This is a genomic window from Streptomyces sp. NPDC005803 (assembly GCF_040630435.1).
Classification (GTDB): domain Bacteria; phylum Actinomycetota; class Actinomycetes; order Streptomycetales; family Streptomycetaceae; genus Streptomyces.
In genome coordinates, this window is the sequence record NZ_JBEXXO010000017.1 from 177,147 (window position 1) to 201,076 (window position 23,930).

Sequence of the window (23,930 nt, forward strand, 5' to 3'; positions counted from 1 at the left end):
GGGGCGCTCGTCACACGCGGAGGCTGCCGTACCGGAGAGCCCGGACGTCGAGGCCGCGACTGTGGGCATGCGCGGGACCACCGCACCCTGATGCAGGCTTCGCGGGCGCGCGGACGAGGTGGCGCGGCGCACGGTTCGAAAGCCCGGTGTCGAAGTGCCTTTCAGGTCATGCGACATGTGTGGGAGGGCACATCACGTGCCTCCGCCTTGGCGGCTCCTGCCGGCCACTGCCACGCTCATCAGGCCGGTCCGGCACGGGCGATGCTCGCCTGTGTCCGGACGGCGCAGTGGCCGGCCGACGTTACCCGGATGTGGGCCGGCCCTCGCACCGCGCTCTTTCGTCCTCCCCTCCCCGTGGGGAGGCGGCGGGGCGCGGGCAGGGATTCCCGGGACCTGCGCCACGGGTCCCGGGAATTCCCCTTTGCACTTCCGGCAGGCACAGGAGGACCGGGCCGTTTCACCGCCGGACGTCGCCGCCGGTGGGGAACGGCCCGGTTCCGTCATGTCCGCAGAGTGCACCAGCGGCCCGGGCCAATCGGCCGCCCCGGGGTCAACGCGGCAGTCGTATCTCACGCTTGAGGATTTTCCCGGTGGACCCCTTGGGCAGGGAGTCGGCGATCCAGATCCTCCGTGGGTACTTGTACGGGGCCACCCTGTCCTTGACGAAGGAGCGCAGGTCGTCCTCCGTGGCGCGGCCGTCCGCGGTGAGGACGACCACCCCCGTGACCTCCTCGCCGAGGTGCTCGTGCGGTACTCCGACCACAGCGGCCTCCAGGACGTCCGGGTGCTCGTACAGCACCTCCTCGATCTCCCGCGGGTAGACGTTGTAACCGCCCCGGATGATCATGTCCTTCTTGCGGTCGACGATGAAGTAGTAACCGTCGTCGTCCTGCCTGGCCAGGTCTCCACTGCGGAACCAGCCGTCCGGGATCGCCTCGGCCGTTTCCTCGGGCCGGTTCCAGTAGCCGGTCATCACGTTGTCGCCGCGGATGGCGATCTCTCCGACGTCGCCGTGCGGCACGTCGTGGCCCGCCTGGTCCACCAGCCGCACCTCGACCCCTCGGATCGGCGTGCCGATCGACCCTGCCTTACGGGGCCGGTCCAGGTGGTTGAAGCACGTCACCGGTGATGTTTCGGACAGGCCGTAGCCCTCCGCCACCGGACAGCCGAAGCGCTCCTCGAAGGCGTACAGGACTTCCGTCGGCAGGGGGGCTCCGCCTGAGACGCACACCCTCAGCCCGGCCGCCTCGGGACCGCCGGTGACCGGGGGGTGGTGCAACAGCGCGTTGTACATGGTGGGCACCGCGATGAAGATGGTGGCGCCCAGCTCGGCGAACATGGTCAGCACCGCGGCCGGGTCGAAACGGGGCACGAGCACCAGGCAGGCGCCCCGGCGGACGGACGCGTTCATGCTGCCTGTCTGGCCGAAGGCGTGGAACAGCGGCAGACAGGCCAGCATCACGTCCTCGGTGGTGACGTCGACGACGTGCTCGGCCAGAATCCGGGCGTTGCCGCCGAGATTTCCGTGGGTCAGCGCCGCGCCCTTCGGCGCGCCGGTCGTGCCGGAGGTGTAGAGGAGGGCGGCGAGGTCGCCGTCGTCTCGGGGAAGGGGGTCCGCCGTCGGCGTCCGGCCGTCGACCACCGTCGCTGTGGTGCCGACGGCGGTGACGGGGGTGCCGGTCGCTGCGGCGCCCGCCGCAGCGACGTCCGCCACGTCGTCGTACGCGAACAGGCGCACGGCGCCCGAGTCAGCCAGGCAGTGCCTGATCTCCTGTTCCTTCAGCAGCGGGTTCATCGGGACGACGACTCCGCCGGCGCGCAGTACGCCGTAGTAGAGGGCGACGAACGCCGGGACGTTCGGCAGCATGAGAGCCACTCGGTCGCCGGGAGCCAGCCCGTCCGCCCGGAGCATCTCCGCGACGCGGGAGACGGTCGCGTCCAGTTCCGCGTACGTCGTCACGACGTCCCCGAACCGCAGGGCGGGGTGCTCGGGCAACCGCCGCGCCGTCGTCGCCAAGTTCTCCGCGATGTTGGGCATGTGTCCTCCTGCTGGACGGCCGGCAACGGCCCGGCACCCGGCGCGGACACGTGTCCCGCCTGCACAGGTGTGCCTCACGGACGGTGCGACGAGATACCTCGGCGGGGCAGAGGCCGCCGGCCGGCATGTGTGTGTTCGCTGCAACATAACAGCCTGCGGCCGGGGGCATGATCCGCCCCGGGCAGGGGTGCGCCGAATCCGGAGATGCGGCAGGGCCGCGGAAGTGGGTCAGATGACTGATGCACGGTGTGGCGTGTGCGGGTGAGCATGATCCGCCGAGCACCTGGAACTGCCCTCGAAGGGCCTGAAAGCAATGGAGAACACACGATGACCGCATGGGCCGTCGAACGTATCGGCGCCGTCGCCGTCCTGACGTTCACCCGGACTCCGGAGAGCCTGATCGATTTCCGTTCCATGATCGCTCTCGGGGACTTGCTGGAGGACCTCGCGCTCCGGACCGAGCAGGTGAGAGTCGTCGTGCTGGCCGGAGGGCTGGACGACATGTTCATCAACCACGCGGAGTTGACCGACCTGGCCCGCGCCGGCGACGGCAGGGCGAGCAAGGAGGAGCTGGGGTCCTGGACCCGAGCGCTGAGCCTGTTGGAGGGGATCCCCCAGCCGACCGTCGCGTGGGTCGACGGCCTCGCCTCCGGCGGCGGCAACGAGATCGCACTGGCGTGCACCCTCCGCGTCGCCTCCGACCGTGCTCGCTTCCAGCAGCCCGAGGTCACCGGTGGTTTCATTCCCGGAGGCGGAGGCAGCGTGCGCCTCCCCCGGCTGGTGGGACCCGGCCGCGCGGCCGAGGTGATCCTCACCGGCAGGGTGTTCTCGGCCGAGGAGGCGCACCGCATGGGCTGGGTCAACGCGGTGCTGCCGGCCGGCGGCTTCCGGGAGGAGGCACTGCGCTGGGTCGAGGGCTTCGCGAAGCACGCGGGCCCCGCTCTGTACGCGGCGAAACAATCGATCGCGGCTGGTTCGAGGATGCCGTTCCCGGAGGCGGTCGCCACGGAGCGACGGCTGTTCGCCGGGCTCACCGCCCGGCTCGGGACGGGTGACGCCCCGTCCGGCCCTTCCGTCGGCGGCTAAGGGCTGTCCCGTAATCCCTGGTGGATCAGCGCGCGGCGTCAGATGCGGTGCATCGCAAGGCGGAGGAGCGTCCGCTTACTGGATGTATTCGGGCGTTCCGACAACGCGGCGAGGTGCCGTAGCTGTCGTCGTGCGCCCGCCAGGGATGACGGGACAGCCCTTAAGGGCTGTCCTGCGCTCGGCGCCGGTCACACGGTGGCGCGACGCTCACGAGCGTGACCTGCAAAGGGTTCACTCCCGCGCGTCCACGACACCAAAGTGCCGGCATGTTTCCCCTCCGGTCGTTCGGCGGCCGGGGAGCCCCGCGCGGTGTCCTAGCCTGACGTGGCGCGTCCGGCCGCTCCGGCGGTGTGCGCGCGCTCAACCCCTTTCTTCCAGCAGAAGAGTTGATCAGTGTGGCCGCAATCGGTGACCGCCTCCCTGCCAGCCCGAGCGATGTACGTGCGGCATACCGCCATTGTGAGGAAGTGACGCGTACGGAGGCGAAGAACTTCAGCTACGGCGTCCGGCTGCTGCCGGACGCGGAGCGGCGGGCCATGTACGCGATCTACGCGTTGGCACGTCGGGTGGACGACATAGGCGACGGTGACCTGGACCCGGTCCGCAAGGCGGAGTCGCTCGCGCGCGTCAGCGCGGCCGTGGACGGGCTGACGGCGGGCCGGGCGGATGCCGACGACGGAGCGGACCCGATACGTATCGCCCTCGCGGACGCGGCACAGCGCTTCCCGATCCCGCTGGAGGCATTCCACGAACTGATCGCGGGCGTCACGATGGACGTTGAGCAGACGGAGTACAAGACCTTCGACGACCTGCTGGTCTACTGCCGACGCGTGGCGGGTTCCATCGGCCGGCTGTCGCTCGGGGTCTTCGGTTGCACGGACCTCGAACGAGGCCGGGCGTACGCGGACTCCCTGGGGCTGGCGCTCCAAGTCACGAACATCCTCCGGGACGTCCGTGAGGACGCCGCCATGGGCCGGCGCTATCTTCCCGCCGAGGACATGGAGCGCTTCGGCTGCGACGAGGCGTGGTTCGTCGCGGGCCGGATACCTGACGAGGCCGACTTCGACGGTCTCGTCAGGTTCGAGGCGAGCAGGGCCCGGGCGCTGTTCGAGGACGGCTTGCGTCTGCTGCCGCTGCTCGACCGGCGCAGCCGGGCGTCCGTGGGCGCGATGGCGGGCATCTACCGTCAGTTGCTCGACCGCATCGAGGACGAGCCCGCCGCGGTGATGGCCCGGCGGGTCTCCCTCACCGCCGGAGAGAAGACGCGCGTGGCCCTCGCGGCCCTGCTGGGACGCGTGCACTGAGAACGTCCGGCTTCTGTGGCGCCGCGGCCCCGTGCGGCTTGGTTCTCCACGGAGGACGTACCGCGGCCGACCGGGCGCGCGGACGACAAGGCGACCGCCCGAAGGCCCTCCGGCCCGCAGCGCTACCCGGAACCGCACCGGACGTGCGGTGTGAGCCAGTTCCCCAGCTCGGGCTGCATGCGCGCATGCCCCGAACGGGGCCACCCCCCGATTTCCCCCACCTCTTGGAAGGCCGTCAGTTGAACACGGTGCCCGTACACCTTGCCTCGCAGCTCGCCGTCAACGTGATGGACGCCCGCTCGCTCCTGATCGCGTTCGGCGTGCTCGGTGTCGGGCTCGTGATGTTCGCCGAGACAGGACTGCTGGTCGGGTTCTTCCTGCCCGGCGACTCACTGTTGTTCACGGCCGGCCTGCTGTGCGCCGACACCGCCGACCGGGCCGTGCGCATGCAACTGGCGCCACTGCTGCTCGCGGCGGCCGTGGGCGCGCTGGTCGGCGCGCAGTGCGGTTACGCGATCGGCCGGAAGGCCGGCGGAGCGCTGCTCGCCCGCAGCGGGTCGAAGAGGCTCCATGAGGGGGCGGCCAGGGCCGAGGAGTTGCTGCGGCGGTACGGGCACGCGAAAGCCATCGTGCTGGCCCGCTTCGTGCCGGTGGTGCGGACCGTGATCAACCCGCTGGCGGGGGTGCTGGGCGTGCCGGCGAGGACCTTCGCCGTCTGGCAGGTCGCGGGCGGGCTGGTCTGGAGCATCGGCCTGACGTTGGCGGGATACGCGCTGGGGTCCTCGATCCCCGACGTCGACCGCTATCTCCTTCCGCTGGTGGCGCTGATCGTGATCGTGTCCATCGCGCCGCTGCTGGTGGAGGTTGTCCGCTCCCGGCGAGCGGCCGCAGCAGGAGACACGGCCGAATGACCGCGGTCGTCGCGGGCCCCGTCGGCCGGTGACGCGGCGTTCGGGGAGCCGGCTCGACGGGGCGGCCGTCGGTGGTCGTTCTCTGGGCAGGCGTGGTTCATGGCCGCCGCCGTCCGGTTGCGCGGCCCGGCCCAGCATCCGCGGTGGGGTGCCGCACCGGACTCGTCACGAGATGAGTCAGAGGCCTGTCACGGTCAGGTGGCGGCGGACCTGGGCGCCATGGACGATCTCGGTCACACCGATCACCACCAGCCAGACGCCTGCCACGATCGCCAACGTGGCGATGGAGGAGAACGGCCAGATGACGACGGTGAGCCCCGCCAGGAGGGTGAGGACACCGAGCAGCCCGCTCCACGCCCGCAGCGGACGGTCCGGCCCCGAAACCGCCGTGACGGTCATCGTGATGCCGCTCAGCAGCCACCCGAAGCCGATCCAGACCGCGAGCAGCAGAACTGACTGCGCCACGCTCCGGAAGGACATCAGGCCGAGCAGCACACTCAGGCTTCCGCTGAGGACCAGGAGGGCCCGGGAGGAACCGGGCGCGTGCGGCCCGAACGCGCCGACGAGTTGGGTCACTCCGTAGGCGAGCAGGTAGACGCCGAAGAGCGTGCCGACGACGGCCAGGGTGGCGCCGGGCCAGATCAGGGTGACCAGTCCGACGGCGGCGGCGACCACGCCGCCACCGACCATGATCTTCCAGGCTGCGGATCCCAGGAGGTCCGCCACCCTCGACTCGTTCCACCGGCTGGAACCACTCGGTGCTTCGTTCGCGATGACCATGATGTCGCGACTCCTTTCAGGCTGGGAACCTCCAGCATCACGGCGCCGGTGTCCGCCGTCATCGGTCATCCGACCTACGTGTGACGGGACACCGGCTTCCGGGTCGGGACGTGCCGGCCATCCTTTACCGTGTACACGGACGTGTGACGTGCCGGACCACACATGTGGGGGGCCGTCCGGGCATGTCACGCCTTCTGCCACGCGGGGATTCCGTCCGAGCCGCCATCGACGACGGCCCGTCGCCGCATCGAGCGACCGGGCGTGCGGCGGGTCAGGGATTCGCCCGACTCATCGTCGGACAAGGGACGGGAATTCAAGTGATCGAGGTTCGTCATCTGCGCATGCTGCGCGCCGTAGCCGCCACGGGGTCGCTGTCCGGGGCGGGGCGTCTGCTGGGCTGCACCCAGCCTGCCGTCCGGCAGCAGATCACGGCGCTGGAGAAGTCGGCCGGGTCGCCGCTCATCGTCCGTGCCGGTCACCGGACGCGGCTGACACCGGCGGGCGAGGTGCTCGTCCGGCACGCGGACACGATATTGCAGGAACTCGACGCTGCCGAGCGCGAGGTCGCGGCTCTCGCGGGGCTGCAGGCGGGCGCGGTGCGCCTGGTGTCCTTCCCCGGTGGCGGTGCCGTCCTCGTGCCCGCCGTCCTCGCCGCGATCCGGGCCGCCCATCCCGGTACCGAGGTGTTCTTCGAGGACGCCGAACCGCCGGCGGTGCTGGAGATGCTGCGCGCGGGCGCGTGCGACGTGGCCCTCTCCTTCAGGCACACCGGCGGCGCGGAGACCGAGGAGTGGCGGGACCTCCTCCTGCGGCCCCTGGTGAGCGACCCGCTCATGGCGCTGATCCCCGAGGCGGACCCGCTGGCCCGTGCCGACTCCGTGGGTCTCGTCGAGCTGGCCGGGAAGCCCTGGATCGCCGGCTGTCCGCACTGCCGCGGGCCGCTGGTCGGCACCTGCCTGGAGGCGGGGTTCACCCCACGGGTCGCCTTCTCCACGGACGACTGGCCGACGGTGGCCGGCCTGGTGGGTGCGGGCCTCGGCGTGGCGGCCGTTCCCCGGTCCTCCATCGGTTCCTCGGCTCCACGCGGCACGCGCGCGGTCACTCTCGTCCCGGCGGTCCGGCGGGAGACCGTCGCTCTTGTTCTGCCCGCTCTCGCGCGGGTACCCGCCGTGGTGGCTGCCTTGGACGAGCTGGAACGCGCCGCGGCCCGGGAAGCGTCCATGCCCTCGACAGAAGAAGCAGGTTCTCCGTTCTTCGGCGGTGAGCTTCTCGTATGACCGGTATATCGGACGTTGGGAACGTGCCGGATTCCGCGTTGGTGCTCTCGGCGCAGGCGGGCGATGTCAGCGCCCTGGGGCTCCTGTTCACGCGGCACCGCTCGGCCATGCACGCGGTGGCGGTGGCTCTGCTGGGCCACGGTCCGGACGCCGAGGACGCCGTACAGGAAGCCGCACTCCTCGCGCTGCGCCGCGTCGGAAGCATCCGCGATCCGTCAACGGTCGGTCCGTGGCTGCGGGCGGTGACACGCAATGTGTGCCGCTCCCAGTTGCGCAGGACATCGGCCGTTCCCATGGCGGAACCGGCCGAAATCGCGACAGCGAACCGTTCGGCGGGGCCGCCCGATCCGGCGGAGGTGATCGATCGGCATGCGCTGCGCGACTGGGTGTGGACCGCGCTCGACGGTCTGTCCCCAGGGCTGCGACTGGTCACGATGCTGCGCTACTTCACCGACGTGACGTCCTACGAGGACATCGCGGCGCTGTGCGGCACACCGGTGGGCACCGTGCGCAGCAGGCTGCACCAGGCCCGCGGAAAGCTGGCCGATGCGCTGGCCGAGTCGGCTGACCGGACGCACGAAGACGCCGGCGCCCTGAGCTCCCTGCACCGCGCACGGGCCGAGGAGACGCTGGAGTCCGCCCGACGAGGCGTCCTCCTGTCGTCGTTGCCCGACTGGTGGTCGCCTCACACGGAGGTGACATGGCCGACGGGCAGGCACACCTCCGTCGACTACCTGGGTGCCGCGTTCGACCGTGACCTGTCCGACGGTGTACGTCACGAGCTGACGAACGTGGTCGCCGGCCGCGAGGTGGTCATCTGGGAGGTCTCCCTGCTCAATCCGCCCGAGGACCCCTTCCACTGTCCGGCCGGCGTCGTGTGGACGCACTTCCTGGACGGAGGCCGCACCAGCCGCCTGCGGCTCTATCACCCGCGCCGGGGCCTCACCGGTCACGAAATGTCCACCGGACACTGATCGAACTTCTCCCGCTTTCACCGCGTCTTGTGTGTATGGATAGCAATGACCACAGCCCGGAGCGCCCCGCGGGCACCGGTCCGGACGTGGGCGACGCACGGCGCGTCGTCGTGGACGGGGTGCGCCAGACCTACCGGGTCGTGGGCGAGGGCCCGTTCTGCCTCGTGCACCCCGGAGGCCCGGGAGTTCATCCGGAGTACCTGCGGATGCCCGCACTGGCGCACGATCTGACCTTGGTGTACCTCGACCCCGTCGGTTCCGGTGACAGCGACCCGCTGCCGGACGGAGACTACTCACCCGCCCGCTATGCGCGCTTCGCCGAAGCCGTGCTGAACGACCTCGGCGCCCCGACCGCGTACTTCCTCGGCCACTCGCACGGCGGTTTCGTCGCCCAGCAGTTCGCCCTGGACCATCCCGAGCGTCTCGACGGCCTGATCCTCTACGACACCGCTCCGGTGTACGGCAAGGAACTGACCGACACGGCCACCGCGAAGATGGCAGCACTCGCCCGCCGTCGGGCGGACCGGCCCGAGTTGGTGAACGCGGCCCGGGCGTGGAAGGCCATGCTGCCGGGCGGGCTCGCATACGATGACGCTTCGCACGAGCGTCACCTGAACACCTTGCTTCCGGCGTACTACGCTGACTACCGCAGGACCTCGGCGGAAGCGGGCGGACTCGCCCTGCGGGTCACACCTGACCCGAACCGGCGGCCGGTCGCCTGGGACGTGCGGGACCGGCTCGGCATGATCGAAGCGCCGGCACTGGTGATCGTCGGTCTCCACGACTTCATCTGCCCGCCGCGCTACGCCTACGAGCTGGACGCGGGGATCGCGGACACCCACCTGTGCGCATTGCCCGAGAGCGGCCATTTCGGCCACATCGAGGAGCCGGACGCGTTCACCGCCGCCGTACTGGAATTCGTCGACAACCAGAAGAGGAACCCCTCATGAAGACCACCCTGCCGATCGGCCTGGGCGAGCGAACCGAGATCGAGGCATACGCGGACTTCGCCACCGGTGCGCCGTCGTCCGTCCGGGAAGCGCTGGGCATCAGTTCCCAGCAGTTCGGCCCAGCACTCGCGGTCACGGTCCGCGAGGACCCCAGCACCTTCTTCGACCGGGCCGGCGGCTTCGGCGAGGAGCCCGTCACCGCGGCCCTCGTCGCGCGGGTGTGTGACTTCTTCCGCGAACAGGGCGCATCGCAGGCGTCGTTCGCCATCGCGCCGGCGTCGCTGCCGCCGAACTGGCCGGAGATCACAGCGGAACTGGGCCTCACCGAGGGGCCCCGCTACGTCAAGCTGGGCTGCGAGACCGAAACCGCGCTTGCCGCGAGGGACGGCATCGCCGCGCTCGACCCGGCTCTGCGCGTCGGCCCCGTCGAACCCGGCCGGGCACGCGAGTGGGCCACCGTCATGATGACCACGTTCGGATTCACCGAGCCCGAGGCCATGACCGACATGGCCGCTTCGTGCGTCGGCAGACCGGACTGGCAGCAGTACGCCGTCTGGGAGGACGAGCGGATCATCGCGGTCGGCAGCGTCTTCCTGCGGGGTGAATGCGCCGCCATGTTCGGCGGCGCGACCCTCCCCGAAGGACGTGGCCGCGGCGCCCAGTCGGCCCTGCTCACAGCGCGCGCCACAGCGGCACAGGCCGCGGGCTGCCGTTGGCTCGTCGCCGAGACCGGCGCGGAGGACCCCGGAGAGCACAACACGTCGCTGCACAACATGCTGCGCACGGGCTTCGAACGCCTCTACGAGAGGGTCACCTGGGTCTGGCACGGCTAAGGGCTGTCCCGTAGGCTCTGCGGTCGAAGCGCAGCGCACCCGCCTCTCCATACGGTCGGCGCGGGCATGAGGCCCGCGCACGCGCCCCGCCCCCAGGCGTCCTGCGTTTCACCGTCGTCCCGGTGATGAAACATGTGCATAGCCCCTGGAGACGGCTCACCGGCCCTGCCGGCACGGCGCGAAGCACGCGATCACGGTTGTAGGCTCGGCACATACCTCGTATGTGTGTGCAGTGTGCGCACTGCACCGGCCAGGGACGTGCCCTCCATCGGCCGGGCTCCGGTGGTCCCGCATCGGGGGGCGCGGATCGACGCGAGCGAATGCGCCGGTCCTGCAGGACGGAGCGAGGGACGTCAGGGACAGCGAACACGCGGCCCGGGCGGTCGTGTTCGGGCCGGCCCTCCCTCCAACAGGTTCTGGAAGTGACGCTCGATGCCTCTGCCCCCAGTCTCTCCCAGCCCGGCCGGCCACCTGATCCTGACGCGGTCGGGCCGGGCCACCATGACCCGGCCCGCCACGGCGGCGGACCTCGCCGCCGTGAACGCCATGCACGGCCGCTGCTCCCCCGACACGATCTACAGCCGGTACCAGACCGGACGCTCCGTCCTGCGGGAACGGGAATGGGCCCAGCTCACATGTCCCGGACACGGCCTCAGTTGGGTGACCGCTCCGGTGGGGGCCCCCGGCACGGTCGTCGCCGTCACCCACCTGTTGCGTGGTGACACCTCGCGGTGCGGCGAACTGGCCTTGCTGGTGGAGGACGACTGGCAGGACGCCGGCCTGGGGACGGCACTGACGCACTGGGCCCTCTCACGGGCGGCGGGCCTGGGCATGCGCGGCGTGGCGGTCTTCACCGCGCCCTCCAACCGCCGTATGGCCGCGATCTGCCGAGCCCTGGGGGCACGGCCCGCCGCGCCCGGCGGGCCGGAATCTGTGGAGAGGCACGGCGACGACCTCGTCCACCTGGAACTTCCCGTCCCCGGGCGGGTGATACGCGCCGGGGAATGGCAGGCGTGCGCGTGTGTTCCGGCCTGAGCACTCGTCCGGCCGAGACGGAAGGGCGCGGTGTGTCCCGATCGGTTATGTCGGCTCGCCACCCGGGCCGTGGCTCACACGGCGGGGCGGCTCGGGCGGCCCCGGCCTCGAAGCCGAGCCGCAGAGCGGCCGCCCCGCCCGATTCAGCGGGCGCCCGTAGCCGACGGAGTTCCGCCGTCCGACAGGAGTACGACACCCGAGCCCTGGTCGGGTGGAACCCGCGCGCCACGTCCCGCCGAGGCGTTGGCGGTCACCGCGACCAAGGGGACCAGGGTGATCGCCGCGGTAGCGATGATCTGATGGTTGACGCGGATTCTTCTGAGACGCATGCGGCTTTCTCCGGATCGGGGTGTCGGGCGCGGCCCCCCGTGTCGGGCACGGGTGGCGGGTCCGTGCGCTCCGCGTGGAGCGAGTGGGACGATCGAAGCATCGCCCAGGCGGCCCTCGCGGGGCTTCCGTCAAACGACTACTTGGTCGCGGCCGCCCGCCTCGCGTGCCGCGGCCGGTATGTCCCGGCCAGGCGCCCCGAAGTGGCCGCACGTCGCACCACGACCTGGAACCCGCATCCCGGAGCTGCCCATGGCCGCCGCGACGCGCGGCACTCGACGGCCTCCACCCGGTCGACCAAGTGAACGCGCTGCGGTCACTCCGTTGACCGGGTGGCATCCCGGCATCGTGCGGTCAGCGGAGACTCGTGCGCACCGGCAGCGCGATGAGTCCGCGCGAGCGCAACGAGGGGCGCCTGCGCAGTTCCCGCACGGGGACGGCGAGGGACAGCTGCGGGAAGCGTTCGAACAGCGCGGTGAGGGCGATGCCCGTCTCCATCCTGGCCAGCGGAGCGCCGAGGCAGTAGTGGATGCCGTGTCCCAGGGCGAGGTGCCCGGTGGCGTCCCGGCTCAGGTCCAGTCGGTCGGGGTCGGGGAAGCGGCGCGGATCACGGTGCGCGGCGGCGAGCGAGAGCAGTACCGTCTCACCGGCCGGCACTGTGACACCTCCGATGACGACGTCCTCGGTGGGAAAGCGCCGGATGGCGAGCGGTGCCGGGCCGTCGTAGCGTGCCAGTTCTTCCACGGCCCGGTCCCGCAGACCGGGGTCGGCCCGGAGTGCTGCCAGTTGGTCCGGGTCGGCGAGCAGGGCGGCGACGGCATTGCCGATCAGGTGCACGGTGTTCTCATATCCCGCGACCAGGATGAGGAAGGCCAGTGACATCAGCTCGTCCTCGCTGAGCCGGTCCTTCTCGTCGCGGACGGCGATCAGGGCGGACAGCAGGTCGTCGGCGGGATGAGCACGCTTGTCGGCGATGAGCCGGGTGAAGAAGGCCAGGAGCCGGCCCACGGCCTCTCTGGCGCGTTCCGGCCGCGCCGGGTCGGGGGCGACCAGGGCGTCGGTCCAGGCGCGGAAGTCGTGCCGTTGGGAAGCGGGCACGCCCAGGAGGTCACAGATGACGACGATCGGCAGCGGGGCGGCGTAGGCGGGTATGAGGTCGACGTGGTCCTGTCCGGCCAGGGCGTCGAGCAGTCGGTCCGCCGTGTGCCGGACGGGCGCCCGCAACCGTTCGACGTGGCGCGGGGTGAAGGCTTTGGAAACCATGCGCCGGATACGTGTGTGGTCCGGCGGGTCCATGTTCAGGAGGTTGGCGTCCAGAGCGGGCGGCAGGGCCATGCCCCGGTAGCCGCCCGGGGTCGCGTTGCGTTTGTCCAGGGACAGCCGGGGATCGGCGAGTGCCTGCCTGACGTCGTCGTAACGTGTGACCAACCAGGCGGGGAGGCCGTCCGTGCCGGTGATCCGGTGGACCGGTCCCTCTTCGCGGAGCCGCCCGTAGACGGCGTAGGGGTCCTGGTAGAGGTCCTCGGGAGCAACCGCCGGGCTGGTGGAAGGTGTTGACTCACTCATCGCACCAGCTAAGCAGACCCGTGACGGACAAGGCCGGGCACCCCTGCGGTCGCTCCCCGTGTGGTCCCGCCGCCGACGACCACATGTGTGTCCCCGGCGGCGGGGTGCCTATGCGCGAGTCCTCGTGGGCCGGCTGTTGAAAGCTTCCGCGAAGAGGACGGGCCGGCCCGAAGGCGACGAAGCGGCGGGCCATGACAGGGTGACGGCCCGTGACTCGCCGGGCAGCAGCCACAGGTAGTTGTCGTCGTACAGCGTCGGCAGGACCCGCTCGCCGGCGCCGTCGAGCAGGGACAGCCGTACCATGGCGGCGACCACAGGGCCCCGGTTGGCGACGGTGGCGGTCATTTCGTGGCGGGCGCCCGACCGCGTGAGGCGGGTGATCGTCGTCGACAGCGCGACCTGCCGGAGCGTGGACAGCCGCCGCATGTCGGCGGGTGTGCGGTGGCGCCAGTAGGTGTTGCGGGACAGGACGGCGCCCTCGCGGTCCTCGAGGGTGAGCCGTAGCAGGTGCAGACCGGGCAGGGCGTCCGTGTGGTCCACGGTGAACGCGGGGACGACGGTCGACGGCTCGAGGTTCACTTCGGCCCGTCTGGGCGCTCCCAGCCGGGCGCCGCTCAGATCGTGCAACTGTGCGGTGACGGTCGCGTTCCTGATCGCACGGCTCGTGTGGTTGACGGCATGCACCTGCCACCGGACCGGGTCTGCCTGGACGTGCAGGGGCTCGCAGGCGCTGCGGGCCCCGTAGTAGGCGCCGTTGACGTCGAAGTCGTAGTCGTAGGTCTGCCACACGGTGCTGTGCCAGGCCGGGTGGGACATCCAGAGCATGAGTCCGCTGGCGTCGTCCCAGAGATTGGCGTTCCATGCCTCGAACATGGCACGGGTGTTGTCGAAGTTGACGAACTGAGCTTTGCGGGCGAAGTCTTCGAGGTCCGTCGCGGTGCCCAGGCGTTCCTCGATGGCCGCCTTGTACCCCTGCGGTGCCTGGTTGCCGTGCTCGCTCCAGTCGTGGTGGTTCCAGACCTCGCCGATCGGCCAGGCCGGCTCGTCATCGGCCATGGCGCGGGTGCTCGCGGCGGTGGAGACGACCGGCATGCCTATTTCGCTGTGGAAGCCGAAACTGTTGCTGCCGTAGGAGGACGGGTCGTAGTACTTCGCGGGCTCGACCCAGTGGTACGGCCCGCCGCCGTTGATGATTCCGCCGGAGGAGTTGTTCTGGTAGAGGATGCCCGGGGCCAGCCGCTCGACCGCTTCGCGCATCCCCGCGTCGATCGCGGCCGGCGGATTGCCCTCGTTCGCCCCGCACCACACCACGACGCAGGGGTGGAGGCGGTAGCGCAGCACGGTGTCCCGGGCGATCGCGTTGTAGGCGTCGTGGTCCGGCGGGTCCATGCCCCAGGCGTTGGGGAAGTCGTTCCACACCAGGATGCCGTGCTCGTCACAGCTGGCGAAGAACTCCTCCCGGTTGCTGCTGCCGACCCAGTTGCGGATCATGGTGAAGTTCATGTCGCGGTGCATCCGCACGGCGGCGTCCATCCGCGCGGCGGGCATCCGGCGCAGCAGTTCGTCCCAGCCCCAGTTGCCGCCGCGCGCCAGGACCCGTACCCCGTTGACGCTGATCTTCAACGGCTCGGGGGTGTTCGTCACCGATGCCACATCGGTCCAGTTCTGCGCGTCGTCGGACACCTGGACGACGTACGTCTTCGGGTAGGCGGTCTCCCATGTGACGGCCACCCGGTCGAACGTCCGCCGGGAGCCCAGGTCTACCTGGATCCACTGGTGGTCCTCCGCCCTGGAGGACCACCGGGTACCGCTGTCGCCGTCGGTGGCGTGTGCGGCGGGGTGGTCGGGCTCCTCGGACGAAGCGGTCGGCCGGCCATGGCGGGCGAGGTCCGTCCCCGGATTTCCGCTGTCTGTCACCGCCAGCGACCACAGGGAGTTTCCCCAGCTCGTCTGCCGCAGACCGCAGGCGATGCGTACGAACCGCGCGGTGGCGGCCGCGAAGTCATGGGTGCGCAGGCTCGCGTCCCCTCGGTTGAAGAGCAGCGGCACCGCCGTGTTGTCGACGTGCGCCACATCGGTCCAGGTGTCGTCGTCGTCCGACACCTGTACGGCATAGGTGGCGGCGTACGCCTGCTCCCAGAGCAGGTCCACCCGGTCGAAGGACTGCCGTGCGCCGAGGTCGACGCGTATCCACTGGTCGTCCTCGTAGGCCGAGGACCATCGGGTGCCCGAGTCGCCGTCGGTCGCCCTGGCAGGGCCGAGGTCGTCGCCGGCCGTGCTGGAGGCGGTGACCGGAGCGTGCAGGGCGAGGTCGACACCGGGGCGGTTGCTGTCGGCCACGGCGAGCGACCACAGGGAGCTGCCCCAACCGGTGGCCCTGGTCAGGCACCTGATGCGTACGTACCTCGCCTGCTGACCGCCGGTGGGGACGGACTGGGCGCAGCTGTTGCCGTGGGTGGTGAACGGCAGGGGCACGTCGTACTCGTATCCGAACTGGCGGATGCCGAACCGCGTGGTGCGCCGGTCGCTCTCGGTGCCGTCCAGGGTCGCGCGGAGGGTCAGCTCGTGCCGGTGTGCCTCACCCATCCCGTTGGGCCACCACAGGTCCGGGTTCTTCAGGCGCAGGGAGCGGTGGGATGCGGGGCTGAGGACGACGTCCAGGCTCTTCCCCGCCGGAACGGTGAGGGTGGTTTCCGCCCGTACGTCGGCGAAGGCCGCGGAGAGGGTCACCCGGTGGTCGGCCGGGCCGGCGTTGCGCACCGGCACCGTGAGGGTCAGCTCGGCGACGGAGGTGTCGGGAAGGAGCGGCAGGACCGTGTCGACGCGCGGGTCCCCGATCACGACGTCCCCGGTGGAGCGGAGCCGGACGTGGTTCCAGATGCCGGCGGCCCGGTCCCGCACCGCGGGCATCCAGTCCCAGCCGGAGACGGCCAGATAGGTGGGCGAGTTGAGGTTCATCTGTCCGGCGCCGGCGTCCACCCAGGATTCCCCTGCCGGCCCCTTGTCGCCGGGGCTGCCGGGGACGGGCATCGGAGTGATCCGGACGGCGAGGGCGTTGTCGCCCCGGGCGGCCAGGAGTGCGGTGACGTCATGGGCGGACCGGGCGAAAGGATAGGTCAGCCGGCCCACTTCGGCGCCGTTGAGCCAGATGTCCGCCTGGTGGTTGACCCCGTCGAACTCCAGCCACACCCTTCGGCCCGGTTCGGTGCGCAGGTCCCGCGGCAGGGAGAACTGCCGCCGGTACCACCAGGAGTGCCGGGACAGTGCCTCGGGGACGCGCAGGTTGTTCATGCCGGCTGCCGGCTCGGGGAGGTGGCCCTGGTCGACGAGCGTGGCCAGCACCGTTCCGGGCACGGTCGCGGGCAGCCAGCGGCTGGTGTCCACGCCCGTGGCGGAGAGGTCCGTCCCGTCGCCCTCCGCGCGGTCGTCGTAGGTCAGCGTCCAGCCGGACTCCATGGGCACGGTGCCGTCGTCGGCGACGGTGAGCGCGGGCGCCGGGCCGTGGTGCCTGCCCCAGTCCGTCCAGCCGGTCGCGGCCGGGCGGTGGCCGCCGACGGAGCCGTAGACCTCGAACCCGTTGAGGCCCAGGGGGTTGGCGCTGGAACGCCGGTAGGAGGTCATGCGCACCCAGCGGGCGGTCACGGCGCGGGGCAGTTCGAGCTCGACGACGCCGCCGGTGCCGGCGGCTGTGCGGTACAGGCCGGTCCATGACGCGTGGTCCCGGGAGGTCTCCACCACGAAGTCGGTCGCATAGCTGGACAGGATCTCCTCGCCGGTGGTGCCGTCCGCCCAGTTGCCGCTCGGGGCGGGCGTGAACACCGCGTCACCCGCCTGGGCTTCGAAGGTCAGACGGACGCCGGTGACCTCGCACTCCGTCTGGAGGTCGACCGAGATCCACTGGGGATCGCCGTCGGCCGCACGCCACCCGGTGCCGCGCACGCCCCTCTCGGCGATGCCGTCGACCGCGAAGGAGGCCGGGGCGGGCCCGTACGCGGACGAGGACACCTCGACCGGACGGTAGACCGCGAGATCCTGGGAGAGGCGGTGCGCGGGGGGACCCGCCGGGTGTGCGGAGGCACGGGCGGCCGCCGGGAACACACCGCCGAGTCCGAAACCGGCCAGCAGGGTGGAGCCGGAGGTGACCACCGACCGCCTGGAGGGGAGGCGGCGGTGTGCCGGATGCTCGTGAGCTTCCATGTGCGGGGCGTCCAATCGGGTGTGGGGCGGGAGACGGATATCTCGCCGGGCCTGGTTCCAAACGGAGAGGCGAGGCGCCTGACAACGTTGCCAAAGGGTGTTGTCGTTGCTCAGCTCCTGTCAAGACATGTGACAGGAATGCGCGTCATCGGGCCGCGAACATGGCACCACCCGGAGGGATTTCTCCGCCTGCCCGGGGGAGGCGTGTCATCGTTCGCCCCGGGCCGGGCAGCTCCGCCACGCCTGTCCGTTCCGCACCTGACACGTGTTTCGCCCGGCTCCCCCAGGCCGTGTTCTGACGTGGTTCCCGTGACTCGTCTCGTGCCTCGATGATCTCGGAGTGATCCTTCTGATGACCGGTGGGCAGTGATGTGCCGCCGGGCGGCCACGTGAGCGAACGTGACGATCACGGCTTGGGCAGGGTGGTCATGTTCTCACCATCCCGTCACCAGGCTGCGGAGGAAGGGGGCAAGCCGGTCGGCGATCAGCCGGTCGTCGTGAGCCGAGGTGTGCCGGTCACAGCCGAGGAAGTCCAGGCCCGACTGGTCGAGGAACCAGTAGTGGACCCGGCTGTCGCCGGCGTCGTTGCACGCCTCGACCACCTGCCGCACGTGCTCGGCGTTTCCGTCGAAGCCGACTGCCACGAGGGTGGTGCCGGCGCCGTAGCGCGTCCGCAGTTTCCGGAGGAACTCGCCGTAGGCGGTGCGGTAGGCGACCGCGAGGCTGTCGGGCGTCCACGGTTCACCGGGGGTGAGGTCGGAGAAGTCGTTGGCGCCGAGGTTGATCACCACGATCTGGGGGCGCCATGTCCCCGGGTTCTGCCAGACGTCACCGTCCACGTTCAGCAGGGCGCGGTCGTAGTAGGTCCGGTAGGCGATGTCCGGGCAGATGCCGGCGACGTTGCGCACCATGCCGAGGCCGGAGATGCCGTTGATCTGGTAATCGGCGTCCAGCTGCTGGGCGGTGAGGGCGCCGTGGCTCACGTCGGTGTTGGTGTTCCGCTTGAGCTGCTCCGGATTGCAGTCGCGGGTGCCCGAGACATTGCCGTAGCCCACCGTGAGGGAGTCCCCGATGAACTCGATCTGACGGTCCCGGGGCGCCGGCTTGCTCAGTACGGCACCCCCGGGCGCGGCGACGAAGCCTCCGAACGTGCTGGTTTCCCCCGGAGTGTCGTTGCGTTTGACGACCCGGACCGTGTGCTCGCCGTCCCGCAGGCCGTTGATCCAGTGCGCGGTGTCGCCGGGTGTCACCAAGGTGGCGACGGTGGCCCCGTCGACCTGGACGTCGTAGTCGGCGGCCGCGCAGTCGAGTACGACCCCGAGGCCGGTTCCGCGGAAGCGGCCCTCGAAGTACACCCCCGGCCAGCTGAACTGCACTGTCTCCCCCAGGTCCTTGACCCGCCCTGCGGTGTGCACCTGCTCCGAGACGCTCCTCACGGGGACCAGTTGCCACTGCTGGTGGGCGCCGCCCCAGTCAGTGGACTGCACCACCTTGGCACCGTCCGTGGTGGCAGCGCTTCGGACCTCGACGGCCTTGCCGCTGTTGCGGTTGATCAGACGGACGTAACCGTCCGCCGAGCCCTCCAGCCGGAACTGCTGGTTCGAGCCGTTGGTGTCGCCCCACTGCACGATGTCCGCGTGGTCGGCGCCGGACCAGCCGCGGACGTCGAGCACCTTGCCCGAGTGCTGGGCCCTCAGTCGGTAGTAGCCGTCACCCGAATCGACGAACTGGAACCGCTGATGAGCACCGCCGTTGGGGGCCCACTGCTGAACGGCGGTTCCCTCAGCAGTACTCGCGCCGGATATGCCCAGCGCCTTGCCGCTGCCCTGGTTGATCAGCTCATACCACGTGCCCACGTCCACCGTGGCCGCTTGCGCGGTCCCGGTCGCGCCCAGCCCTGCCGGCGGAGGCGCCGGCAGGGTCGTCGCCGCGGCAAGAGCCGCCGGGCGCCGCCCGCGCCCCGGCTTCGGGTTCCTGTCTCTGGAAGTCATCTGCGTGCCCTCTTTCCGGCCCTGTGGAGCATCGGTGGGTCACGGCTGAACGTCCGACATCACACCCGTGAATGTCAACCAATTTGAAGGGATGCAATAGGTCAACAAGTGCCAAAATGGAACGACTTGGTGGTCCAACCGCTCGCCTGCAGACATCAAACATCGCATGTCTCAGGCAGTTTGAAGCCTGGGGAGGCGCCCGACGGCGCAGTGACGAGTACCCCCTCACCAGCACCCACCACCGACCCGCGGATGTCACCGAGCCGCGCCATCGGGCCCCGGACGGCGGCCAGGGCCTACGACATGTCGGGAAGTCCCCGCGGCGTCGCGACACCCGGCACGCCGGGAGCACGCGCCGATCGCCGCTACCTCTTCCACGGGGGACTTCTCAAACACGTTCCAGGTGCCGAGGAGGACCGGGCCCACGACCCGGCACAGCGACACCGCGGACGCGGGCCGCCCGCACTGTCTCCCCGCCCTGACCGGCGGGGCACTCCCGTCCGCGCCTCCACCGACGGACGGGAGTGCCCGTCGCGCTGCGGTGCGCGCGTCACTGTCCTGGAGCGAACGTCGCGGTGCGTGGCCCGGCGCCGACCCGCGCACCGCCTCGTCGGACAGGCCCGTCCGGGGCTCGGGGTCGTACCACGCCCTCAGCCAGCCCGCCCCTTCCAGCCTGCAAAGCATGACCGGCCCCGAACGGTCGCTCGCTGTCCGGTTCGGGGCCCCACACCAGGAAGCCTCTCGCCCGACGGCCGCCGACGTCTGTCTCACCCGTGCGCGGCAGCATCAGTCATCTGACTGCGGAGTCCGTGCGGAAGCCCCCGTCCAGTCCGGCCGCGTACGGCATGGAGGCCCCGCCGTGCACCGGCCCGTCGGGCGGGGAATGGCCACTGCGAGCATCGCGTCAGGGTGGGGGAAAAGATGCAGATAAGGGATGAATCGTATGATAGGGGGCAGCCTTACTTGTGGGCCGTGACGACGGAAAGGCCCGAGACATAAGTCGTTAGACAGATTCGGCGACTCCTGCCCCCGGGAGATGGTGGGTGCGTTGCCCGGCGGAGCGGACCCGGGCGGCATCAGCAGACAGCGCCACCCGGCCACGGCCGTACCGGCGCCATGAGCATCCACACCCCAGTTCAGCCGGCGCCTCCGCACCGCCGCATCGTGTCCGAAGGGAACGTCATGCCGTTCATCACCGTTGGCCAGGAGAACTCCACCGACATCGACCTGTACTACGAGGACCACGGCACCGGCCGGCCGGTGGTCCTGATTCACGGCTACCCTCTCGACGGCCACTCGTGGGAGAAGCAGACGACGGCCCTCCTCGCCGCCGGCTACCGCGTCATCACCTATGACCGCCGCGGCTTCGGCCAGTCCAGCCAGCCCACCGTCGGCTACGACTACGACACCTTCGCCGCCGATCTCAACACCGTCATGGAGACGCTCGACCTTCAGGGCGCTGCCCTGGTCGGCTTCTCCATGGGCACCGGCGAGGTCGCCCGCTACCTCTCCACCTACGGTTCCGCCCGGGTCGCCAAGGCGGCTTTCCTGGCCTCGCTGGAACCCTTCCTGCTCAAGACCGACGAGAACCCGACCGGTGCGGGCGACGCCGACTTCTTCCAGGGCGTCTCCGACACGGCCAAGAACGACCGCTACGCCTACTTCACGTCCTTCTACAACGACTTCTACAACCTGGATGAGAACCTGGGCACCCGCATCAGCGAGGAAGCCGTCACCAACAGCTGGAACGTCGCCGCCACCGGTGGCGCGCACGCCGCCTGGGCGGCCCCCCTCACCTGGCCGACCGACTTCCGGGCCGACATTCCGAAGATCGACGTTCCCGCGCTCATCCTGCACGGCACCGCGGACAACGTCCTGCCCATCGACTCCACCGGCCGCCCCTTCCACAAGGCGCTCCCCCAGGCCGACTACGTCGAGGTCGACGGAGCCCCGCACGGCCTTCTGTGGACCCACGCGGAAGAGGTCAACGAGGCCCTGCTCACCTTCCTCGCCAAGTAGTCACGACCACGTCCCGGGCGGCCCGCACCCACCGGTGGTGCGGGCCGCCGCACGGGGTTCGGACAAGGACACCCGAAGGACTTGGGTGTGCGCAGACCAAGGAGCACGACCGCATGACCGACCCCGGAGGGGACCGCAGCCGGAACGGCCGGGGGGACACCCCTTTCCGCCCCGTCCTCGACCTGCGGGCGCGGATGGCGCCGGGTGCCGGCAGGAGCACCGGCAGCTGCGCGTGGTTCCCGTGCCGCATGCTCTACACCGTCGACGAACCGTTCTCGGTCCGCGTCGAATTCCGCACGGCGGTGGCCGGGGCTCCGCGTCGCTGGTCGGTGTCGCGCGACCTGCTGGCCGCAGGCACCTCGGCGTCCTGTGGAACGGGCGCCCTCAGAATCCGGCCCGACCCCCGCTACCTGCTGTTCGGCCGCCGGCTGTACCTCAGCTTCTGGGCGCCGGGCGGACGGGTCACCTTCGAGACGGACCGAAGTCAGGTGAAGTCCTGGCTCGACGCCACCTACGCGCTGGTGCCCCGCGGCAGCGAGCCGGAACTGCTCGACTGGGACGCACTGGAGCGGGACCTGCTGCAGCGACGCGACTGAGCGCCAGGTGCGGCCGAAGGGTGCCACCACGAACGTCGCGCCCAGGTGACCGTGACAGGAGCCGGTCCGGACGTGGCCCCCTCGGGCAGCGCCGCCGGCCCGTCAGCAACTACGTCGAATGACAGATGTCAGGCACGTCGTAACCGTCTAGCTTGGCAGGACCTGCCTGGCCGGTCACACCCGGCGGGGTGGCCAAGTGTGACTGGACAGGCACGTGTGGCAGGCTACCGACCGGGCGGACAGCGGTTCTCTCCCCTGTACGAAGCGTTCCCCCCGGCCGGGCGTCGGCCTCGGCGGAAACTCGACCGCGCACTGAAGAAACTCGGTGAACACACATGACTGGACACGCCGTTGGAGCACCGATGCGGGAACGCGTGGGTTCGGCCGGGCGGTTGCACCTGACGTCGGTGCCGGACACGCCGGCGGCAGACATGCGGGGAAGGGGCGCCGAAGCCGACGCCCTGCCGGTGTCACTCGCCGTGACGGCGAGCGACATGCTCACGCAGGAGGGGGCCCAGGCCTACCTTCGCGGGGCGGCGGGAATGCGTGTGGTGCCCTGGGGAGACTGGCAGAACGCCGACATCGCTCTCGTCCTGGCCCACCGGGTCACCATGGCGACGTTCAAGCGGGTCGAGGAGGTATCCGGTTCCGGTCAGGAGCAGGGGGTTCCGGTGCTGCTCGTGGTGGACGCCATCAGTGAACGGCACCTTCTGTACGCGGTCGAGCGAGGTGTGGTGGGTGTGCTGTTGCGAGGCGAGGTCGGGTACGCCGACATCGTGCAGGCGAGCCGCAGCGCCCTGCGCGGGGAATCGCCGCTGCCCGCGACTCTGGTGCGCGCGCTCGTAGAACGTCTGCGGGCCCTTCCGGACCGGCAGTCGGGTGCGTCGGATCTCTTGGCCCGTGAGGTGGACGTCCTGCGCCTGCTGGCCGAGGGGCTCAGCACCGCGGAGGTGGCGGGGCGCCTCAACTACTCGGAACGCACCATCAAGAACGTGCTGCACGACGTCATCACACGCCTGGGTCTGCGCAACCGGACACAGGCCGTGGCCTACGCGATCCGCAGCGGCGCCCTGTGAGGCGCGCGACGCCTCCGTGGGGCCGTCGCGTCGCGCTGCGGCGGGCGGATCACTCAGAGGTCACGCAAGACGCCCACGTACGCACATGTGTGAATGCCCGTCATACAATCCATGCGTGTCTCATATAAACATGTCTCCTCTTCTCCGTCAGGACGTGAGCACCCGCCGCGGCGTGTTCGCCGCCCTCACGGCCGGACCGGTGTCGCCCACTCTCGGCACGGTGCTGCTGCTGCCGGGCTACACCAGGGACAAAGAGGACTTCCTTTCCATCCTGCCGCTGCTGTGTGAGGCCGGTTACCGGGTGGTCGCGGTGGACCTGCGGGGCCAGAACGAGACGCACGGCGGCGACGACGCCGCGGCGTCCTACCGACGCGAGGAACTGAGCGCGGACGTTCTGGCGCTGGCCGGGGAGCTCGGCACACCCGCGCACCTGGTCGGCCACTCCATGGGAGGTCAGATCGCTCGGGGTGCGGTACTCGCCGACCCGTCGGCGTTCGCCTCGCTGACGCTGTTGTCCTCCGGACCCGCGGAAGTGGGCGAGGAGCGCAGGGGGCAGGTGACACTGCTCACGGGAGCGTTGACCACCATGTCGATGGATCAGGTATGGCACGCTCTGCAGCGTCTGCGTCCGCAGCAGGCCGCGTCGCCGGACGCCGAAGCGCGTCACGAACGCTGGCTCCGCACCAGCCGCACGCATCTGCTCGCCACGGGGCGCAACTTGCTCGACGAACCGGACCGGACCGAGGAACTGGCCCGCCTGGACGCGCTCACGGTGCACGTGTTGCACGGTGACCGGGACGACACCTGGGCGCCGTCGCTGCTCGCGGACATGGCACGTCGCCTGGGCGCCCGGCACACGGTCCTCACGGGGACCGGGCACTCGCCGCACGTGGAACGCCCCAGGGCGACCGTGGAGGCGATGACGCGCTTCTGGAAAGGTGTGCCGGTCAGCGCGTCTCAGGACTGAAGG

General features: G+C 70.5%; 19 protein-coding genes. 12 read left to right on the forward strand and 7 right to left on the reverse strand.

The window, feature by feature from the left end; translation table 11 throughout:
- Positions 1 to 550: 550 nt before the first annotated feature.
- Entirely contained in the window at positions 551 to 2,038 is a 1,488-nt protein-coding gene (locus ABZ454_RS24225) for a long-chain fatty acid--CoA ligase (RefSeq protein WP_359540799.1), read from the reverse strand.
- 327 nt (positions 2,039 to 2,365) lie between these two features.
- On the opposite strand from ABZ454_RS24225, the gene ABZ454_RS24230 reads away from it, so the two are divergent.
- From ABZ454_RS24230 to ABZ454_RS24240, 3 genes are all read left to right on the forward strand, one after another.
- Entirely contained in the window at positions 2,366 to 3,124 is a 759-nt protein-coding gene (locus ABZ454_RS24230) for an enoyl-CoA hydratase/isomerase family protein (RefSeq protein ID WP_359540800.1), read from the forward strand.
- A gap of 467 nt (positions 3,125 to 3,591) precedes the next feature.
- Entirely contained in the window at positions 3,592 to 4,428 is an 837-nt protein-coding gene (gene hpnD, locus ABZ454_RS24235; RefSeq protein WP_359540801.1) for a presqualene diphosphate synthase HpnD, read from the forward strand.
- A 287-nt stretch (positions 4,429 to 4,715) separates the two neighbouring features.
- Entirely contained in the window at positions 4,716 to 5,339 is a 624-nt protein-coding gene (locus ABZ454_RS24240; protein WP_359540854.1) for a DedA family protein, read from the forward strand.
- A gap of 177 nt (positions 5,340 to 5,516) precedes the next feature.
- Here ABZ454_RS24240 and ABZ454_RS24245 read toward each other — a convergent pair whose 3' ends face one another.
- Both ABZ454_RS24245 and ABZ454_RS24250 read right to left on the reverse strand, forming a co-directional pair.
- Positions 5,517 to 6,119 carry a DUF308 domain-containing protein gene (locus ABZ454_RS24245; RefSeq protein ID WP_359540803.1) on the reverse strand — a complete coding sequence of 201 codons (603 nt, stop codon included), beginning with the start codon at positions 6,117 to 6,119 and terminating at the stop codon, positions 5,517 to 5,519.
- Between the two features lie 185 nt (positions 6,120 to 6,304).
- Entirely contained in the window at positions 6,305 to 6,454 is a 150-nt protein-coding gene (locus ABZ454_RS24250) for a hypothetical protein (protein WP_359540804.1), read from the reverse strand.
- Here ABZ454_RS24250 and ABZ454_RS24255 point away from each other — a divergent pair.
- The 5 genes from ABZ454_RS24255 to ABZ454_RS24275 all read left to right on the forward strand — a co-directional run bounded on the left by ABZ454_RS24255 (position 6,437) and on the right by ABZ454_RS24275 (position 11,188).
- The gene (locus ABZ454_RS24255) at positions 6,437 to 7,396 is read left to right on the forward strand and encodes a LysR family transcriptional regulator (protein ID WP_359540805.1); all 960 of its coding nucleotides are present in this window, start codon (positions 6,437 to 6,439) and stop codon (positions 7,394 to 7,396) included. The genes ABZ454_RS24250 and ABZ454_RS24255 overlap by 18 nt on opposite strands.
- Positions 7,397 to 7,419: 23 nt before the next feature.
- On the forward strand, positions 7,420 to 8,370 hold the full coding sequence (locus ABZ454_RS24260; RefSeq protein WP_359540808.1) for an RNA polymerase sigma factor: 951 nt from the start codon (positions 7,420 to 7,422) through the stop codon (positions 8,368 to 8,370).
- A gap of 35 nt (positions 8,371 to 8,405) precedes the next feature.
- A complete protein-coding gene (locus ABZ454_RS24265) occupies positions 8,406 to 9,320 on the forward strand; it encodes an alpha/beta hydrolase (protein ID WP_359540810.1) in 915 nt (304 codons plus the stop codon).
- A complete protein-coding gene (locus ABZ454_RS24270) occupies positions 9,317 to 10,153 on the forward strand; it encodes a GNAT family N-acetyltransferase (protein ID WP_359540812.1) in 837 nt (278 codons plus the stop codon). The genes ABZ454_RS24265 and ABZ454_RS24270 overlap by 4 nt, the downstream gene beginning before the upstream one ends.
- A gap of 432 nt (positions 10,154 to 10,585) precedes the next feature.
- Positions 10,586 to 11,188, forward strand: a complete 603-nt coding sequence (locus ABZ454_RS24275; RefSeq protein WP_359540814.1) for a GNAT family N-acetyltransferase — start codon at positions 10,586 to 10,588, stop codon at positions 11,186 to 11,188.
- Positions 11,189 to 11,331: 143 nt separating this feature from the next.
- On the opposite strand, the gene ABZ454_RS24280 is transcribed toward ABZ454_RS24275, so the two are convergent.
- From ABZ454_RS24280 to ABZ454_RS24295, 4 genes are all read right to left on the reverse strand, one after another.
- Positions 11,332 to 11,517, reverse strand: coding sequence for a hypothetical protein (locus tag ABZ454_RS24280; protein ID WP_359540816.1), 186 nt, complete (start codon positions 11,515 to 11,517; stop codon positions 11,332 to 11,334).
- A 352-nt stretch (positions 11,518 to 11,869) separates the two neighbouring features.
- Positions 11,870 to 13,081 (reverse strand): cytochrome P450, encoded by a 1,212-nt coding sequence (locus ABZ454_RS24285; RefSeq protein ID WP_359540818.1) that lies wholly within the window; start codon positions 13,079 to 13,081, stop codon positions 11,870 to 11,872.
- A 108-nt stretch (positions 13,082 to 13,189) separates the two neighbouring features.
- Positions 13,190 to 17,278: a discoidin domain-containing protein gene (locus ABZ454_RS24290; RefSeq protein ID WP_359540819.1), complete on the reverse strand. Its 4,089-nt coding sequence runs from the start codon at positions 17,276 to 17,278 to the stop codon at positions 13,190 to 13,192.
- Positions 17,279 to 17,712: 434 nt separating this feature from the next.
- Positions 17,713 to 19,134, reverse strand: coding sequence for an RICIN domain-containing protein (locus tag ABZ454_RS24295; RefSeq protein ID WP_359540821.1), 1,422 nt, complete (start codon positions 19,132 to 19,134; stop codon positions 17,713 to 17,715).
- Positions 19,135 to 20,451: 1,317 nt separating this feature from the next.
- On the opposite strand from ABZ454_RS24295, the gene ABZ454_RS24300 reads away from it, so the two are divergent.
- The 4 genes from ABZ454_RS24300 to ABZ454_RS24315 all read left to right on the forward strand — a co-directional run bounded on the left by ABZ454_RS24300 (position 20,452) and on the right by ABZ454_RS24315 (position 23,927).
- Positions 20,452 to 21,288: an alpha/beta hydrolase gene (locus ABZ454_RS24300; protein WP_359540822.1), complete on the forward strand. Its 837-nt coding sequence runs from the start codon at positions 20,452 to 20,454 to the stop codon at positions 21,286 to 21,288.
- A gap of 113 nt (positions 21,289 to 21,401) precedes the next feature.
- A complete protein-coding gene (locus ABZ454_RS24305; protein WP_359540823.1) occupies positions 21,402 to 21,884 on the forward strand; it encodes an SsgA family sporulation/cell division regulator in 483 nt (160 codons plus the stop codon).
- 362 nt (positions 21,885 to 22,246) lie between these two features.
- Positions 22,247 to 22,960, forward strand: a complete 714-nt coding sequence (locus ABZ454_RS24310) for a response regulator transcription factor (protein WP_359540824.1) — start codon at positions 22,247 to 22,249, stop codon at positions 22,958 to 22,960.
- Between the two features lie 130 nt (positions 22,961 to 23,090).
- A complete protein-coding gene (locus ABZ454_RS24315) occupies positions 23,091 to 23,927 on the forward strand; it encodes an alpha/beta hydrolase (protein WP_359540826.1) in 837 nt (278 codons plus the stop codon).
- Positions 23,928 to 23,930: the final 3 nt, after the last annotated feature.

Coding starts and splice junctions, on each gene's coding strand:
- ABZ454_RS24280 (WP_359540816.1), bottom strand. CDS start 11,517: ATGCGTCTCAGAAGAATCCGCGTCAACCATCAGATCATCGCTACCGCG.
- ABZ454_RS24275 (WP_359540814.1), top strand. CDS start 10,586: ATGCCTCTGCCCCCAGTCTCTCCCAGCCCGGCCGGCCACCTGATCCTG.
- ABZ454_RS24315 (WP_359540826.1), top strand. CDS start 23,091: ATGTCTCCTCTTCTCCGTCAGGACGTGAGCACCCGCCGCGGCGTGTTC.
- ABZ454_RS24245 (WP_359540803.1), bottom strand. CDS start 6,119: ATGGTCATCGCGAACGAAGCACCGAGTGGTTCCAGCCGGTGGAACGAG.
- ABZ454_RS24285 (WP_359540818.1), bottom strand. CDS start 13,081: ATGAGTGAGTCAACACCTTCCACCAGCCCGGCGGTTGCTCCCGAGGAC.
- ABZ454_RS24310 (WP_359540824.1), top strand. CDS start 22,247: ATGCGGGAACGCGTGGGTTCGGCCGGGCGGTTGCACCTGACGTCGGTG.
- ABZ454_RS24265 (WP_359540810.1), top strand. CDS start 8,406: ATGGATAGCAATGACCACAGCCCGGAGCGCCCCGCGGGCACCGGTCCG.
- ABZ454_RS24240 (WP_359540854.1), top strand. CDS start 4,716: ATGGACGCCCGCTCGCTCCTGATCGCGTTCGGCGTGCTCGGTGTCGGG.
- ABZ454_RS24290 (WP_359540819.1), bottom strand. CDS start 17,278: ATGGAAGCTCACGAGCATCCGGCACACCGCCGCCTCCCCTCCAGGCGG.
- ABZ454_RS24300 (WP_359540822.1), top strand. CDS start 20,452: ATGCCGTTCATCACCGTTGGCCAGGAGAACTCCACCGACATCGACCTG.
- ABZ454_RS24270 (WP_359540812.1), top strand. CDS start 9,317: ATGAAGACCACCCTGCCGATCGGCCTGGGCGAGCGAACCGAGATCGAG.
- ABZ454_RS24225 (WP_359540799.1), bottom strand. CDS start 2,038: ATGCCCAACATCGCGGAGAACTTGGCGACGACGGCGCGGCGGTTGCCC.
- ABZ454_RS24305 (WP_359540823.1), top strand. CDS start 21,402: ATGACCGACCCCGGAGGGGACCGCAGCCGGAACGGCCGGGGGGACACC.
- ABZ454_RS24230 (WP_359540800.1), top strand. CDS start 2,366: ATGACCGCATGGGCCGTCGAACGTATCGGCGCCGTCGCCGTCCTGACG.
- ABZ454_RS24250 (WP_359540804.1), bottom strand. CDS start 6,454: ATGACGAACCTCGATCACTTGAATTCCCGTCCCTTGTCCGACGATGAG.